Below are 14,741 nucleotides of genomic sequence, written 5' to 3'. Positions count from 1 at the left end.
CAGGATCAGTGGCGTTTGCGGTTGCTTATCAGGGTGCCCACGCCGCTGTCGGTGAAGATTTCCAGCAGCACCGCATTCGGCACGCGGCCATCGATGATGTGCGAGGTCGTCACGCCGCCCTGAACCGCATCCAGCGCGCACTTGATCTTCGGCAGCATGCCGCCGTAGATGGTGCCGTCGGCGATCAGTTCGTTGACCTGCTCGGTGGTCAGGCCGGTCAGGACCTTGCCTTCCTTGTCCATCAGCCCGGCAATGTTGGTCAGCAGCATCAGCTTTTCAGCTTTCAGTGCCTCGGCCACCTTGCCGGCCACCAGGTCGGCGTTGATGTTGTACGACTCACCGTTGGTGCCCACGCCGATCGGCGCAATCACCGGAATGAAGTCGCCCTTGACCAGCATGTTCAGCAGGTCGGTGTTGACGCTCACCACCTCGCCAACGTGGCCGATGTCGATGATTTCCGGCTGGGTCATCTCTGGGGTCTGGCGGCTGACGGTGAGCTTCTTCGCGCGAATCAGCTCGGCGTCCTTGCCGGTCAGGCCGATGGCGCTGCCGCCGTGGCGGTTGATCAGGTTGACGATGTCTTTGTTGACCTGGCCGCCGAGGACCATTTCCACCACGTCCATGGTTGCCGCGTCAGTGACGCGCATGCCATCGATGAAGTGGCTTTCGATCGACAGGCGCTTGAGCAGGTCACCGATCTGCGGGCCGCCACCGTGCACCACCACTGGGTTGATGCCCACGGCCTTCATCAGCACGATGTCCCGGGCGAAGCCGGTTTTGAGCTCTTCGCTCTCCATCGCGTTGCCGCCGTACTTGATGACCAGGGTCTTGCCGACAAAGCGGCGGATGTAAGGCAGTGCTTCGGACAAAACCTCGGCTACATGGGAAGCGGCATCGCGATCGAGGGTCATGCAGGGCTCCTGTAAGGAACAGATAGTCGGTCAGAACGGCAGTTGCAGCTCAGGGGCAACCCGCAGCAACTGGGCACGGAAAACATCCTTGATACGTTGCAACTCGGCGGCGCTTTCGGCCTCGAAACGCAGCACCAGCACCGGTGTGGTGTTGGAAGCGCGTACCAGGCCCCAGCCGCTGGCATAGTCGACCCGCACACCGTCGATGGTGGTCAGGCTGGCTGCGCCCCAGTCGGCGTCGCGTTGCAGTGCATCAATGATGCTGAATTTACCCTCGTCGGTCACATCAATGTTGATTTCCGGTGTGGAAATATCATTGGGGAACGCGGCGAACAGGTTTTCGGCGCTTTGCGCGGCATGGCTGAGAATTTCCAGCAGGCGTGCGGCGCTGTAGATACCGTCGTCGAAACCGTACCAGCGCTCCTTGATGAAGATGTGGCCGCTCATCTCGCCTGCGAGCAGCGAGCCGGTCTGTTTCATCTTCTTCTTGATCAGCGAATGGCCGGTTTTCCACATCAGGGCCCGGCCACCGTGCTGTTCGATCAGCGGGGTCAGGCGGCGGGTGCATTTGACGTCGAAGATGATTTCGGCGCCGGGGTTGCGGGCCAGCACGTCCTGGGCGAACAGCATCAGCAGGCGGTCGGGGTAGACGATGCTGCCGGTGTTGGTCACCACGCCCACGCGGTCGCCGTCGCCATCGAAGGCAAGGCCGATATCGGCGCCGGTTTCCCGCACCTTGGCGATCAGGTCTTGCAGGTTTTCCGGTTTGCCCGGGTCCGGGTGGTGGTTGGGGAAGTTGCCGTCCACCTCGCAGAACAGCGGGATCACTTCGCAGCCCAGGGCTTCGATCAGCTGTGGCGCGACCACGCCGGCCGCGCCGTTGCCGCAGTCGACCACCACCTTGAGCTTTTTCGCAAGCTTCACGTCGCTGACGATTTGTTGGAAGTAGCGGTCGAGGATTTCAACCTTCTGCACGCTACCCTGGCCACGCGGGACGTCGTTGGCCTTCAGGCGCGCCAGCAGGGCCTGGATCTGTTCGTTGGCCAGTGTGTCGCCGGCGATGACCACCTTGAAACCGTTGTAATCCGACGGGTTGTGGCTGCCCGTGAGCATCACCCCCGAGGTGCCGGCCAGCACGTTGGCGGCGTAGTACAGCGCCGGGGTTGGCACCAGGCCGACGTCGCTGACCTGGCAACCGGCGTCGACCAGGCCCTGGATCAACTGTTCGACCAGCATGGGGCCGGAGAGGCGGCCGTCCCGGCCCACGGCGATCTGCGGTTCGCCCTGGGCGAGGGTCTGCGCGCCGATGGCGCGGCCGATCCAGTAGGCGGTTTCGCCATGTAGGGTTTTGCCGACCACGCCACGGATGTCATAGGCGCGGAAGATGCTCTCGGGCAATGCGGGGACCAGGTGGGCCATGTCGTTCATCTCTGGAAGCTCCATAGTCTAAGGCTTTCTGGGCTGGCGCAAACTGAACGCTTGGACGGTGGAATGCCCCGAGAGTTCGCCTTCCATGGCGCCAACGGTCGCTGCCGGGGCTTAGCGGGTGCCGGAGTGGCCAAAGCCACCGGCGCCGCGCTGGGTTTCGTCGAAGGCCTCGACGATGTCGAAGTGCGCCTGCACCACCGGCACCAGAATCAACTGCGCGATGCGCTCGCCAACGGTGATGGTGAACGGCGTATTGCCACGGTTCCAGCACGACACCATCAGTTCGCCCTGGTAGTCCGAATCGATCAGGCCGACCAGGTTGCCAAGCACGATGCCGTGCTTGTGGCCCAGGCCCGAGCGCGGCAGGATCATTGCTGCCAGGCCCGGGTCACCGATGTAGACCGACAGGCCGGTCGGGATCAGCAGGGTCTGGCCCGGTTCGAGGACCGTGTCTTCCTTGAGCAGGGCGCGCAGGTCGAGGCCGGCAGAGCCAGGCGTTGCGTATTGCGGCAGCGGGAATTCGCTGCCCAGGCGTGGGTCGAGGATCTTGGCTTGAAGAGCGTGCATGTAACTTATTGAACCTGGTTGAGCCGTTCGGCGATGAAGGCGACCAGCTGGCGGGCGATCTTGCCCTTGCTGGTCTGCGCGAAGAGGGTCTGGTGCTGCTGGCGGTCGATCACGGTCAGGGCATTTTCCTCGCTGTTGAAGCCGATGCTGGGGTTGGCCACATCATTGGCGACGATCAGGTCGAGGTTCTTGTCCTTGAGCTTGCGCGTGGCGTAATCGAGCAGGTGTTCGGTTTCGGCGGCGAAGCCGACGCTGAACGGGCGGTCGGTGCGGCCAGCAAGGGTGGCAAGGATATCGGGATTGCGCACCATCTGCAGCAGCATGCCGTCGCCGGTCGTAGGATCTTTCTTTAGCTTTTGCGGGGCAACCACCTCTGGGCGGTAGTCTGCGACCGCTGCGGACGCGATGAACAGGTCACACGGCATGGCCGCTTCGCAGGCCGCGAGCATGTCCCGCGCGCTCACCACGTCGATGCGCTGCACCCGGTCTGGGGTCTGCAGGTGCACCGGGCCTGTCACGAGGGTCACCCGAGCCCCGGCCTCGGCGGCCGCTTCGGCCAGGGCGAAGCCCATCTTCCCGGAGCTATGATTGGTGATGTAGCGCACCGGGTCGATGTTTTCCTGGGTGGGGCCCGCGGTGATCAGCACGTGCTTGCCGGTCAGCGCCTGGCGCTTGAAGCTTTCGGCCGCGCACCAGGCAAGGTCGGTGGCTTCGAGCATGCGGCCCAGGCCCACGTCGCCACAGGCCTGGCTGCCGGATGCCGGGCCGAACACCTGGATGCCACGGCTCTTGAGCAGGTCGAGGTTGGCCTGGGTGGCTGGGTCGCGCCACATGGCCTGGTTCATGGCTGGGGCCACGGCCACGGTGGCATCGGTGGCCAGCACCAGGGTGGTCAGCAAATCGTCGGCCATGCCTTGGGCCAGGCGCGCCATGAGGTCGGCGGTGGCTGGGGCAATCAGCACCAGGTCGGCCCACTTGGCCAGTTCGATGTGGCCCATGGCCGCTTCCGCGGCGGGGTCGAGCAGGTCCATGTGCACCGGGTGGCCAGACAGCGCCTGCAGGGTCAGCGGGGTGATGAATTCGGCACCCCCACGGGTCATGACGACGCGCACCTGCGCGCCGTGCTCCAGGAGTCGGCGAATCAGCTCGGCGCTTTTGTAGGCGGCAATGCCACCCCCGACGCCGAGAACGATGCGCTTGCGATACAGCCGCTGCATAGGCTTGCCTTTTTCCAGTGAACGCGGGCCGCGACGTCTGAAACTGCCTGCGGCAGAACGTCGCATGTACGAGGCGAAATAGATTACCACAGGGCCGAAACGGGCCGCAGCAAAGGCAGGGAGTAGGGATGAACATCAGGGAATGGCCGACCGATGAGCGGCCAAGGGAAAAGTTGTTGGAGCGTGGGGCGGCGGTGCTGTCGGACGCTGAGTTACTGGCCGTGTTGCTGGGGTCGGGCGTTGCCGGTCGCAATGTGCTGGACCTTGCGCGTGGGCTTTTGTCGCGCTTTGGCGGGCTTAGGCTGTTTCTTGAAGCCGACCGCGAGGCGGTATTGCGCGAGCCGGGGGTGGGGCCTGTGAAATATGCGCAGTTACAGGCGCTGCTTGAGATTGGCAGGCGCTATCTGGATGAAAAAATCGAGCGCACAGCGGCCCTGGAGAGCCCGGCAGCGGTGCGCCGCTACCTGAAGTCCATGTTGCGCCATGAGGTGAGCGAGGTGTTCGGTTGCTTGTTCCTGGACAGCAAACACAGGCCGCTGGCGTTCGAGATTCTGTTTCGGGGCACGATCGACCGGGCGAGTGTCTACCCGCGCGAAGTGGTACGCCGGGCGCTGCAGCACAATGCAGCGGCGTTGATTTTGTGCCACAACCACCCTTCGGGGCACAGTGAGCCCAGCCAGGATGATGTGCACCTGACGGTTTCGTTGAAGCGTGGGCTGGCGTTGATCGATGTGCGGGTGCTGGATCACATCATCATTGGGGATGGGGAGCCGTTGTCGATGGTCGAGCAGGGGTGGGTGGTGGCTTAGGTGGGCCTGCCTTGAGGGATGTGGTGGCAGTGAGATCGAGCGCCGCCCGCGCGGCGCTCGATCTCACAGGCGACAAATCCCCCAAACCAGGCCCCTCTCCAACCTCACCGCCCCGCCGACACCTTGCTGAAATCCAGCCGCCCGAACGGGCTCACCTGGAACCCTTCCACCCCTTGGCGCAACAGCGTCGCCGCCGTTGGGTGCGCCAGCGGCACCCACAGCGCCTGCTGCTGGATCAGCGTCTGCGCCTGCTGGTACAACCGGCTGCGCACGCTCTGGTCATTGGTGGTGCGCCCGGCGCTGATCAGCTGGTCCAGGCGGTTGTCGCAGAACCGCGCGAAGTTGGTGCCCGACTGCACCGCCGCGCAGGAAAACTGCGGGCTGAGGAAGTTGTCCGGGTCACCGTTGTCACCGGCCCAGCCCATGAACAGCAGGTCATGCTCGCCCGCCTTGGCACGGCGGATCAGCTCGCCCCACTCGATCACGCGGATCTCGGCCTTGATGCCGATTTTCGCCAGGTCCGCCTGCAGCATCTGCGCGCCCAGGCTCGGGTTGGGGTTGAGCAGGCTGCCCGACGGGCGGGTCCAGATCGTGGTGCTGAAGCCTTCGGCCAGGCCAGCCTTGGCCAGCAGGGCCTTGGCCTTGTTCACATCGAGCGGGTAGCCGGGCAGGTCCTTGGCGTAGCTCCAGGTGTTGGGCGGGTAAGGGCCGTTGGCGGCGGTGGCGGTGTCTTCGAATACCGCCTTGAGGTAGGCCTGCTTGTCGAAGGCCAGGTTGATTGCCTGGCGCACCTCGGGCTTGTCCAGCGGCGGGTGTTCGCTGTTGATGGCCACGAAGGCCGTCATGAACGCAGGCGTGGTGGCCACCTTGAGGTTGCCGTCCTTGCCCGCTTCGGCGATGTCCAGCGGCTTGGGCGACAGGGCCACCTGGCATTCGCCCCGCTTGAGTTTCTGCAGGCGCACGTTGGCATCGGTGGTGATGGCGAAGATCAGCGGGTCGACCGCCGGCTTGCCACCGAAGTAGTCAGGGTTGGCGCGGTAGCGCACCACGGCGTCCTTCTGGAAACGCTGGAACACGAACGGGCCGGTGCCGATCGGCTGGCTGTTGAGCTTTTCCGGGGCGCCTTCCTTGAGCAGCTTGTCGGCGTATTCGGCCGAGTAGATCGACGCGAAGCCCATGCTCAGGGTGGCCAGGAAGGTCGCGTCGGCATGGGTCAGGGTAAAGCGCACGCTGTTCGGCTCGGGGGCTTCGATCGCTTTGATCAGGCTGTCCAGCTGCAGCGACTGGGCATGCGGGTAACCGCCCGGGGCCGTTTTATGCCAGGCGTGGGCGGGGTAGAGCATGCGCTGGAAGCTGAACAGCACGTCGTCGGCGTTCAGCTCGCGGGTCGGCTTGAAGTACGCCGTGGTGTGGAACTTGACCCCGTCACGCAGCTTGAAGTCATAGACCAGGCCGTCCGCCGACACCGTCCAGCTCTGCGCCAGGCTCGGCACGACCTTGCCCTGGCCTGCGTCAAACTCGACCAGGCGGTTCATCAGCATATCGGCCGACGCATTGGTGGTGGTCAGCGAGTTGTACTGGACCACGTCGAAGCCTTCGGGGCTGGCCTCGGTGCAGACGCTCAGCGGTGCAGCCTGGGCGATGCCTGCGGCAAACAGGGAGGTGAACAATAAGGAAAGGGCGGCAGCACGCATGGTGGCTCCTTGGCTGGTCGATGGCCCATCTGCCGGTGCAGTCTGGAAACGTCCTACCCTAGTGGGACCGCCGGCAAATGACCACACCCTTTTTTACAAAAACGGCGACGAGTGGTCGACGCTGGACAAGGCCTGCCGCTATGCTGGGCGGCGCGCTTGAGCCAGGGGCTTGCTGGCCTGGAATGACAACGTGGAATATCACGAGATGTTGTTGCAGCCGAGTCTTTCTGGTATAAAGCAGCGCTCTTTTCTAGGGGCTCGGCCTGTCGCATCAGCGGATCCGGTCGATAAGACCTCCAGAATCACGGCGCCTGGCGCCAAAGACTGAGAGATTAAGCGGCCAACCCATGCCGGGTTGGGCATGTGGTTTTAGAGGGCTGAGTCATGTCGAGAGTCTGTCAAGTTACTGGTAAGGGTCCAGTAACCGGGAACAACATTTCCCACGCAAACAACAAAACCCGTCGTCGTTTCCTGCCGAACCTGCAGCACCACCGTTTCTGGGTTGAATCCGAGAACCGTTTCGTGCGTCTGCGCGTATCCGCCAAAGGCATGCGTATCATCGACAAGCGCGGCATCGACGCCGTTCTGGTTGACATCCGTAAAGCTGGCGCCAAGGTTTAAGGGAGAGCATCATGCGTGAATTGATCCGTCTGGTTTCGAGTGCCGGTACCGGCCACTTCTACACCACCGACAAGAACAAGCGCACCACCCCGGACAAAATCGAGATCAAGAAATACGATCCGGTTGTTCGCAAGCACGTGGTGTACAAGGAAGCCAAGATCAAGTAATTGATCGGCGATCTGAAAAAAACCCGCCTCCGAAAGGATGCGGGTTTTTTTATGCCTTGCGTTCAGCCTCAGTTGAACTCAAAGCCCTTGATGCGGCCTTGGCCATCGACCGTGACGTGAATTCGGTTGGGGTCGAACTCGCGGGTGCTGAAATCGCGAGGGCCTACAACACGGGCGCGGCCGGTCAGGCTGGTGATGGTGTCTTTCACCGCGTCGTCATAGTCGGTGCCGACGAGATGGGCGAGGGCTTGCAGGACTTCGTCGTTGTTCATGGTTCGATGCCTTTAGCTGGATGATGGCCCGAAATGGGCCGGGCCATGGTCATCCAGGCAGGCGAGGGCCATGTGTTACAAGGTTACCGCTGCTCGAACATCACATAGATCTTGCGGCAAGGCTCCAGCACTTCCCAGGTGCCCTTGAAGCCCGCAGGGATCACGAACCGATCACCGGCGCGCAGGGTTTTTGCCCCGCCATCCTGGTCGCGCAGCACTGAACCGCCCTGGACGATCTCGCAGTATTCATGTTCGGTGTAGTTCACCGTCCATTGCCCCACCGCCCCTTCCCAGACGCCAGCGGCAAACTGCCCGCATGGGCTGGAATAGTGGTTGTAGACAGCCTGGTCCGGCTCGCCCTTGAGGATTTTCTCGGCTGCCGGGCGGTAGCGTTCGGCCTCGGTGAGAACCTGGGCGAAATCGATGATGCTGTCGATGCTCATGGTGCGGCTCCTGTTGTTGTTTAATAAAATGAACATCAGTAGGCTTTTAGGCTGTTCGTGTCAAATATATTGATACTTTACCCGCCCTGGTTTAGGGTATCGCTTGCCCGTGTGCGCTCGTCGCCCGGCCAGAATTCTGACAACGCCAGTGAGTCCTCAGTGCGGCGTTGCACCTAAACAAGAGGAGGAGTTTCGTATGACCACCCTGACCCGTGCGGACTGGGAACAACGTGCCCAGCAACTGAAGATCGAAGGCCGCGCCTTCATCAACGGCGAATACACCGACGCCGCATCCGGTGAAACATTCGACTGCCTGAGCCCGGTCGACGGACGCTTCCTGGCCAAGGTTGCCAGCTGCGACCTGGCCGACGCCAACCGCGCCGTGGAAAACGCCCGCGCCACCTTCAATTCCGGCGCCTGGTCGCAACTGGCCCCGGCCAAGCGCAAGGCCAAGCTGATTCGCTTCGCCGACCTGCTGCGCAAGAACGTCGAAGAGCTGGCGCTGCTGGAAACCCTGGACATGGGCAAGCCGATCGGCGACTCCTCCAGCATCGACATCCCAGGCGCGGCCAATGCCATTCACTGGACCGCCGAGGCCATCGACAAAGTCTACGACGAAGTCGCGCCAACCCCGCACGACCAACTGGGCCTGGTGACCCGTGAGCCGGTTGGCGTGGTCGGTGCCATCGTACCGTGGAACTTCCCACTGCTGATGGCCTGCTGGAAGCTCGGCCCGGCACTGGCCACCGGTAACTCGGTGGTGCTCAAGCCGTCCGAGAAATCCCCGCTCACCGCCATTCGCATCGCCCAGCTGGCCATCGAAGCCGGCATTCCGGCAGGCGTGCTGAACGTGCTGCCAGGCTACGGCCACACCGTGGGCAAGGCCTTGGCCCTGCACATGGACGTCGACACCCTGGTGTTCACCGGCTCCACCAAGATCGCCAAGCAGCTGATGGTTTACGCGGGCGAGTCGAACATGAAGCGCATCTGGCTGGAAGCCGGCGGCAAGAGCCCGAACATCGTCTTCGCCGACGCACCGGACCTGCAAGCCGCTGCCGAAGCCGCTGCCAGCGCCATCGCCTTCAACCAGGGCGAGGTCTGCACCGCAGGTTCGCGCCTGCTGGTGGAGCGTTCGATCAAGGACAAGTTCCTGCCAATGGTGGTCGAGGCCCTCAAGGGCTGGAAGCCTGGCAACCCGCTGGACCCACAAACCACCGTGGGTGCCCTGGTCGACACCCAGCAGATGAACACCGTGCTGTCGTACATCGACGCCGGCCACAAGGACGGCGCCAAACTGCTGGCCGGTGGCAAGCGTACCCTGGAAGAAACGGGCGGCACCTATGTTGAGCCGACCATCTTCGACGGCGTAACCAATGCCATGCGCATTGCCCAGGAAGAGATCTTTGGCCCGGTGCTGTCGGTAATCGCCTTCGACACCGCCGAAGAAGCCGTCGCCATCGCCAACGACACCCCGTATGGCCTGGCCGCCGGCATCTGGACCTCGGACATCTCCAAGGCCCACAAGACTGCCCGCGCCGTGCGCGCTGGCAGCGTCTGGGTCAACCAGTACGACGGCGGCGACATGACCGCGCCGTTCGGTGGCTTCAAGCAGTCGGGCAACGGCCGTGACAAGTCGCTGCATGCGCTGGAGAAGTACACCGAGCTGAAGGCGACCTGGATCAAGCTGTAAATCCAGAGGGGCCGCTTTGCGGCCCATTCGCGGGGCAAGCCCGCTCCTACAGGAATATCGCCGCCTCGACACTGGTGGTGAACCTGTGGGAGCGGGCTTATCGGACCGCCGCACCGCCGCAAAGGGGCCTGAAAAATTCTGCCTGGGAGGCTGCAATGCGTTGGGGAACCTACTTTGCCGTGCTGGCGTCGGTGCTCAGTGTCGGGCTCGCGCTCGGCGTGAGCATGCCGCTGGTGTCCCTGCGCCTGGAGGCCTGGGGCTACGGCGGGTTCGCCATCGGGGTCATGGCGGCGATGCCGGCACTGGGCGTGCTGCTTGGCGCAAGCCTGGCCAGCCGCCTGGCCGGCTGGGTCGGCGTGCCCGCGGCGATGCGCCTGTGCCTGTGGGGCGGGGCGTTGTCGATTGGCCTGGTGGCACTGCTGCCCAGCTACCCCCTGTGGCTGGCCCTGCGGCTGCTGATCGGCATGTCGCTGACCGTGGTGTTCATCCTCGGTGAAAGCTGGATCAACCAGCTGGTGGTCGAGCAATGGCGTGGCCGCCTAGTGGCGCTGTATGGCAGCAGTTACGCCCTGAGCCAGCTGGCCGGGCCGTTGGTGCTGGGCTTCCTGGGTTCCGACGATGACTTCGGCTTTTGGGCCGCGACCGCGTTGCTGCTGCTGGCACCCCTGGTGTTGCTGGGCCGTGGCGGGGCGCCCAGTACCGAAGCGTGCAGCGTCACCTTTGGCGACCTGTTCGCCTTCTGCCGACGCCTGCCGGTGATTGCCTGGGCCGTTGCCCTGTTCGCCGCGTTCGAGGCGATGATTCTGACCCTGCTGCCGGTGTACTGCCTGCAGCAGGGCTTTAGCACCGAGATTGCCCTGTTCATGGTCAGTACCGTGGTGGTGGGCGATGCGGTGCTGCAACTGCCGATTGGTGCGTTGGCCGACCATATGTCGCGCCAGGCGCTGTTCACCGGCTGCGCGGTGACCTTGATGGTGTCCAGCCTGGCGATCCCCCTGCTGCTGGATACGCCGGTTATCTGGCCGCTGTGGGTGTTGTTCGGGGCCAGTGCCGGGGGCTTGTTCACCTTGTCGCTGATTCTGATCGGCGAGCGCTATCGCGATGATGCACTGGTGCGGGCCAATGCCCATGTGGCGCAGCTTTGGGGTATTGGCTGCCTGCTCGGGCCGTTGCTGGCGGGGGCGGGGAGCCAGTGGGTCAGTGGGCACGCATTGCTGTGGCTGATGGCGGCGGGGGCGGCGGGGTTGGTGTTGCTGACCCGGCGGCCTGGGGCGTTTGAGGTTGCGTCTGCCTGATCGATTTTGGGGCCGCTTTGCGGCCCATTCGCGGGGCAAGCCCGCTCCTACAAAAGCGCCCGCGGCAATCGCGATTACAACATCTTCTCCAACCCCACCGCCTTGCTGATCCAGGCATTGAACCGCCGCCAGATACCCCCAGGCTCGGCGGTCAGCATATGCCGCTGGCCATTGTCCTCGGTTGCCCACACCAGCTTGCCCCCCACCAGCTTCACCTGGTAACTCAACGCCGGCGCCATGCCCTGCAAGGCCAGGGCGCGGGTGTACTCGGCCAGCTCCGGGCTGTCCACCAGCACGCCAACCTCGGTGTTCCACAGCACCGAACGCGGGTCGAAGTTGAACGAGCCGATGAACGTCTTGTGCCGGTCGAACACCATCGCCTTGCTGTGCAGGCTCGAATCCGAGCTGCTGCCATGCAGCCCCAGGCGCGAAGGTGGCGGCGCGCCCGGTTGGCGGCGCAGCTCGAACAGCTGCACGCCATGCTCCAGCAAGGCCCGGCGATAGGGCGCGTAGCCGCCGTGTACGGCCGGCACGTCGGTGGCCTCCAGGGAATTGGTCAGCAGCTTCACCGAGGCACCGGCATCGGCGCGGCCGGTCAGGTACAGGAGCCCCGGCTCGCCCGGCACGAAGTAGGCTGAAACCAGAATCAGCTCGCGGTGCACGCTGGCCAGGTCCGGTGCCAGTTGCTGGCTCAGCAGCAGCTGTGGGTCTGGCTCGTCGTCGGCCAGCACCTTGCTTGGCGCATCCCACAACGCCTGGGCGTGGGCCCAGATCAACTCGTTGCGCCACACATCCAGGCGTGGCTGGGTCTGGTAGGCCATCAGCCGTTCATACAGCGCCCTGCGCTGCACCCGCGCCTGGGCCAGCGACACTTCCAGGCGCTGGCGGCTGGCGCGCAGGTCGTCGGCATCGGGCTTGCGCCAGAGGAAATCGCTGATCGGCCGGCTCAGGGCGGTGTTCCAGTACTGGTCGAAGCTGTGCCCCAGCTGCTCGGCCACCGGACCCACGCCCAGCAGGTCGATGTCGGTGAAGTTGAGGTTGGGCTCGGCGTCGAAGTATTCGTCGCCCAGGTTGCGCCCGCCAACGATGGCCATGCTGTTGTCCACCAGGAACAGCTTGTTGTGCATGCGCCGGTGCTGGCGCGACAGGTTGAACAGGCGGCCCACGGCACGGGTGGCGCCGGTGCTGCGGCCCAGGTTCAGCGGGTTGAACACGCGAATCTGGATGTTCGGGTGGGCGGCGAGGGTGCCCATCAGGGTGTCCAGGCCATCGCTGGTGGTGTCGTCGAGCAGGATGCGCACACGCACGCCACGGTCGGCGGCACGCAGCAGCTCATGCACAAGCGCGCGGGTGCTGAGGCCGTCATGGACGATGTAGTACTGCAGGTCGATGCTTGCCTGGGCGTTGCGGATCAGCTCGGCGCGGGCGCGGAACGCCTCGTTGCTGTTGGGCAGCAGGCGAAAGCCCGAGCGCCCCGCGTAGGGCGCAGCCTGGCGCAGTACCGAACGGCCGAAGGCCGACTCGTTGGCAGGCAGCGCCTGGCTGGTCAGGCGGGGCGTGTCGACGCTGGCGCAGCCACTGAGGCCGAGCAGCAGCAACAGCAGCAGAGGCAAGGCTCGCTGGAGTCTCAAGGGTGGGTCGTCCTGTACGGCTAAGCGCTTGGGGGTTGGACTACAAAGGGCGGCGCAAAGTTACGCCGGCCCGTGGTCTTCATCCAGTAGACGAAGGGCGGTTTCACCCACCTTGCGCACCGCTGCCTCGATCTGCGGCGTGGGCCGCGCGGCGAAGTTCATGCGCAGGCAATGGCGGAACTTGCCCGAGGCCGAAAAGATGCTGCCCACGGCAATCTGCACGCCCTGCTCCAGTAAAGCGCGGTTCAGCCGCAGCGTATCGAAATGTTCCGGCATTTCCACCCACAGCATGAACCCGCCCTGGGGCCGGCTGACCCGGGTGCCTGGCGGGAAGTAGCGGGTCACCCAGTCGCTCATCAGGTCACGGGCGCGCTGGTACTGGCTGCGCATGCGCCGCACATGGGGCTGGTAGTGGCCGCCGGCGATGAAGTCGGCGATCGCCAACTGGGGCTGGCTGGCGGTGCTGCCGGTGCTGATGTACTTCATGTGCAGCACCCGCTCCAGGTAGCGCCCAGGGGCCACCCAGCCGATGCGCAGGCCGGGCGCGAGGGTTTTGGAGAACGAGCTGCAGAGCAGCACGCGGCCATCGTCGTCGAACGACTTCAGGGTGCGCGGGCGTGGGTAGGTGTAGGCCAGGTCGCCATACACATCGTCTTCGAGAATCGCCACGTCGTAGCGCTGGGCCAGGCTCAGCAGGGCCTTCTTGCGCGCCTCGGGCATGATGTAGCCCAACGGGTTGTTGCAGCTGGGGGTGAGCTGGATGAGCTTGATCGGCCACTGCTCCAGGGCAAGCTCCAAGGCTTCGAGGCTGATACCAGTGACCGGGTCGGTGGGGATTTCCAGCGCCTTCATGCCCAGGCCCTTGAGGGTTTGCATGGCGCCGTGGAAGCTTGGGGAGTCCACCGCGACGATGTCGCCCGGCTGGCACACCGCGCGAATGCTGCACGACAACGCTTCATGGCAACCGGTAGTCACCACCAGGTCGGCCGGGCCCAGGAGGCAACCGGAGTCGAGCATCAGCCGGGCGATCTGTTCGCGCAGGGCCAGGTTGCCATGGATAGTGTCGTAGTACAGGCCTGGCATGTCCTGGCGGCGGCTGAGCTGGGCCAGGCTGCGCAGCAGGGGCTTGAGGCTGGGGCTGTCGATGTCGGGCATGCCCCGGCCGAGCTGGATCACGTCCTGGCGCGGGGTGCTGCGCACCAGCTCCAGCACCTGTTCCCATTGCGAGATGTCCACCGGGCGCTGGGCGGGGCGGCTGACGGCGGGCAGGGCGGGCAGTGGGCGATGGTCGCTGACGAAATAGCCGGACTTGGGCCGTGGCGAAACCATGCCGCTGTCTTCGAGCATGCGGTAGGCCTGCTGTACGGTGCTAAGGCTGACACCGTGCTCCTCGCTCAGGGCACGTACCGAGGGCAGGCGCTGGCCGGGGCGGTAGAGCCCCTGCTCGATGCGCGCACCCAGCAGTTCAGCGAGGTTCAGGTAGAGGGTCACGGCATACTCCTGGTTGTTATTGTAGGAAGCGACCAGTACAGATGCGCTGAAAATACAGCATTCAGCTGCAGAACGGCCAATTCTGTATGGGAATAATAAGCCGGTATTGGATCTGTATTGGCGATGGCGCGAACGCGCATGCTGTCCCCACGGTTACACACTGAATGGGAGAGAGCAGCGATGGGTGGCATGAGCGATGTACGCTTGCAACTGTTGGCCAAGGAACTGGACGCCGGGCAGCAGACCAAGGTTTTCAGCGCGCCGGCAGGGCTGGGCGTTGTGGGGCTGATGCTGCATCGCTGGCACACCCGCCGCGCGCTGCTGGAACTTGACGATGACCAACTGCGGGACATCGGCCTGAGCCGCCAGCAGGCAAGGGAAGAGGGCCGCAAACCCTTCTGGAAGGACTGATAATCTGGCACCCGCGCGGCCCCTGTAGGAGCGGGCTTGCCCCGCGAACACCGGCAAAGCCGGTGCCAGCCAGCGCGGTAGGGCACCGGCTTCA

At 64.2% G+C, this 14,741-nt stretch carries 15 protein-coding genes; 6 read left to right on the top strand and 9 right to left on the bottom strand.

Annotation, left to right across the window (positions count from 1 at the left end; translation table 11 throughout):
- Positions 1-5 precede the first annotated feature (5 nt).
- The 4 genes from argB to coaBC form a co-directional block, all read right to left on the bottom strand.
- Entirely contained in the window at positions 6-911 is a 906-nt protein-coding gene (argB, locus tag F3J44_RS16160) for an acetylglutamate kinase (RefSeq protein WP_167066154.1), read from the bottom strand.
- Positions 912-941: 30 nt separating this feature from the next.
- Complete coding sequence (locus tag F3J44_RS16155) at positions 942-2,330, bottom strand: phosphomannomutase/phosphoglucomutase (RefSeq protein ID WP_205299947.1); 1,389 nt, start codon at positions 2,328-2,330, stop codon at positions 942-944.
- Positions 2,331-2,450: 120 nt separating this feature from the next.
- Positions 2,451-2,906, bottom strand: a complete 456-nt coding sequence (dut, locus tag F3J44_RS16150) for a dUTP diphosphatase (RefSeq protein ID WP_167066149.1) — start codon at positions 2,904-2,906, stop codon at positions 2,451-2,453.
- 5 nt (positions 2,907-2,911) lie between these two features.
- Positions 2,912-4,123 carry a bifunctional phosphopantothenoylcysteine decarboxylase/phosphopantothenate--cysteine ligase CoaBC gene (gene coaBC / locus F3J44_RS16145; RefSeq protein ID WP_167066146.1) on the bottom strand — a complete coding sequence of 404 codons (1,212 nt, stop codon included), beginning with the start codon at positions 4,121-4,123 and terminating at the stop codon, positions 2,912-2,914.
- Positions 4,124-4,251: 128 nt separating this feature from the next.
- Here coaBC and radC point away from each other — a divergent pair, with 128 nt between their 5' ends.
- Positions 4,252-4,932 carry a DNA repair protein RadC gene (gene radC, locus F3J44_RS16140; RefSeq protein ID WP_167066143.1) on the top strand — a complete coding sequence of 227 codons (681 nt, stop codon included), beginning with the start codon at positions 4,252-4,254 and terminating at the stop codon, positions 4,930-4,932.
- Positions 4,933-5,036: 104 nt separating this feature from the next.
- Here the strand turns inward: radC and F3J44_RS16135 are convergent, their stop codons facing one another.
- Positions 5,037-6,626: an ABC transporter substrate-binding protein gene (locus F3J44_RS16135; RefSeq protein ID WP_167066140.1), complete on the bottom strand. Its 1,590-nt coding sequence runs from the start codon at positions 6,624-6,626 to the stop codon at positions 5,037-5,039.
- Between the two features lie 384 nt (positions 6,627-7,010).
- Here F3J44_RS16135 and rpmB point away from each other — a divergent pair, with 384 nt between their 5' ends.
- The gene (gene rpmB / locus F3J44_RS16130) at positions 7,011-7,247 is read left to right on the top strand and encodes a 50S ribosomal protein L28 (protein WP_054894119.1); all 237 of its coding nucleotides are present in this window, start codon (positions 7,011-7,013) and stop codon (positions 7,245-7,247) included.
- Positions 7,248-7,258: 11 nt separating this feature from the next.
- On the top strand, positions 7,259-7,414 hold the full coding sequence (gene rpmG, locus F3J44_RS16125; protein ID WP_003253507.1) for a 50S ribosomal protein L33: 156 nt from the start codon (positions 7,259-7,261) through the stop codon (positions 7,412-7,414).
- Between the two features lie 68 nt (positions 7,415-7,482).
- Here rpmG and F3J44_RS16120 read toward each other — a convergent pair whose 3' ends face one another.
- Both F3J44_RS16120 and F3J44_RS16115 read right to left on the bottom strand, forming a co-directional pair.
- Positions 7,483-7,686, bottom strand: a complete 204-nt coding sequence (locus F3J44_RS16120; protein ID WP_167066137.1) for an I78 family peptidase inhibitor — start codon at positions 7,684-7,686, stop codon at positions 7,483-7,485.
- Between the two features lie 83 nt (positions 7,687-7,769).
- Complete coding sequence (locus F3J44_RS16115; protein WP_167274038.1) at positions 7,770-8,129, bottom strand: cupin domain-containing protein; 360 nt, start codon at positions 8,127-8,129, stop codon at positions 7,770-7,772.
- Between the two features lie 196 nt (positions 8,130-8,325).
- Between F3J44_RS16115 and F3J44_RS16110 the strand changes: the two genes are divergently transcribed.
- Positions 8,326-9,819 (top strand): aldehyde dehydrogenase, encoded by a 1,494-nt coding sequence (locus F3J44_RS16110; RefSeq protein ID WP_167274036.1) that lies wholly within the window; start codon positions 8,326-8,328, stop codon positions 9,817-9,819.
- A 155-nt stretch (positions 9,820-9,974) separates the two neighbouring features.
- Positions 9,975-11,114, top strand: a complete 1,140-nt coding sequence (locus F3J44_RS16105) for an MFS transporter (RefSeq protein ID WP_167274033.1) — start codon at positions 9,975-9,977, stop codon at positions 11,112-11,114.
- 74 nt (positions 11,115-11,188) lie between these two features.
- On the opposite strand, the gene F3J44_RS16100 is transcribed toward F3J44_RS16105, so the two are convergent.
- Both F3J44_RS16100 and F3J44_RS16095 read right to left on the bottom strand, forming a co-directional pair.
- On the bottom strand, positions 11,189-12,745 hold the full coding sequence (locus F3J44_RS16100; protein WP_167274030.1) for a phospholipase D family protein: 1,557 nt from the start codon (positions 12,743-12,745) through the stop codon (positions 11,189-11,191).
- 60 nt (positions 12,746-12,805) lie between these two features.
- Positions 12,806-14,236 (bottom strand): PLP-dependent aminotransferase family protein, encoded by a 1,431-nt coding sequence (locus tag F3J44_RS16095; protein WP_167274028.1) that lies wholly within the window; start codon positions 14,234-14,236, stop codon positions 12,806-12,808.
- 189 nt (positions 14,237-14,425) lie between these two features.
- Here F3J44_RS16095 and F3J44_RS16090 point away from each other — a divergent pair, with 189 nt between their 5' ends.
- Positions 14,426-14,647: a DUF1127 domain-containing protein gene (locus F3J44_RS16090; protein WP_205299931.1), complete on the top strand. Its 222-nt coding sequence runs from the start codon at positions 14,426-14,428 to the stop codon at positions 14,645-14,647.
- Positions 14,648-14,741 lie beyond the last annotated feature (94 nt).

The organism is Pantoea sp. Tr-811 (assembly GCF_011752535.1).
In the GTDB taxonomy this organism is placed as follows: Bacteria; Pseudomonadota; Gammaproteobacteria; order Pseudomonadales; family Pseudomonadaceae; genus Aquipseudomonas.
This window is presented reverse-complemented; position numbering and strand designations above follow the sequence as displayed.

Bases quoted from the DNA above. Each gene is read 5' to 3' on its own strand.
- argB (WP_167066154.1), bottom strand. From the start codon at position 911: ATGACCCTCGATCGCGATGCCGCTTCCCATGTAGCCGAGGTTTTGTCC.
- F3J44_RS16155 (WP_205299947.1), bottom strand. From the start codon at position 2,330: ATGGCCCACCTGGTCCCCGCATTGCCCGAGAGCATCTTCCGCGCCTAT.
- dut (WP_167066149.1), bottom strand. From the start codon at position 2,906: ATGCACGCTCTTCAAGCCAAGATCCTCGACCCACGCCTGGGCAGCGAA.
- coaBC (WP_167066146.1), bottom strand. From the start codon at position 4,123: ATGCAGCGGCTGTATCGCAAGCGCATCGTTCTCGGCGTCGGGGGTGGC.
- radC (WP_167066143.1), top strand. From the start codon at position 4,252: ATGAACATCAGGGAATGGCCGACCGATGAGCGGCCAAGGGAAAAGTTG.
- F3J44_RS16135 (WP_167066140.1), bottom strand. From the start codon at position 6,626: ATGCGTGCTGCCGCCCTTTCCTTATTGTTCACCTCCCTGTTTGCCGCA.
- rpmB (WP_054894119.1), top strand. From the start codon at position 7,011: ATGTCGAGAGTCTGTCAAGTTACTGGTAAGGGTCCAGTAACCGGGAAC.
- rpmG (WP_003253507.1), top strand. From the start codon at position 7,259: ATGCGTGAATTGATCCGTCTGGTTTCGAGTGCCGGTACCGGCCACTTC.
- F3J44_RS16120 (WP_167066137.1), bottom strand. From the start codon at position 7,686: ATGAACAACGACGAAGTCCTGCAAGCCCTCGCCCATCTCGTCGGCACC.
- F3J44_RS16115 (WP_167274038.1), bottom strand. From the start codon at position 8,129: ATGAGCATCGACAGCATCATCGATTTCGCCCAGGTTCTCACCGAGGCC.
- F3J44_RS16110 (WP_167274036.1), top strand. From the start codon at position 8,326: ATGACCACCCTGACCCGTGCGGACTGGGAACAACGTGCCCAGCAACTG.
- F3J44_RS16105 (WP_167274033.1), top strand. From the start codon at position 9,975: ATGCGTTGGGGAACCTACTTTGCCGTGCTGGCGTCGGTGCTCAGTGTC.
- F3J44_RS16090 (WP_205299931.1), top strand. From the start codon at position 14,426: ATGAGCGATGTACGCTTGCAACTGTTGGCCAAGGAACTGGACGCCGGG.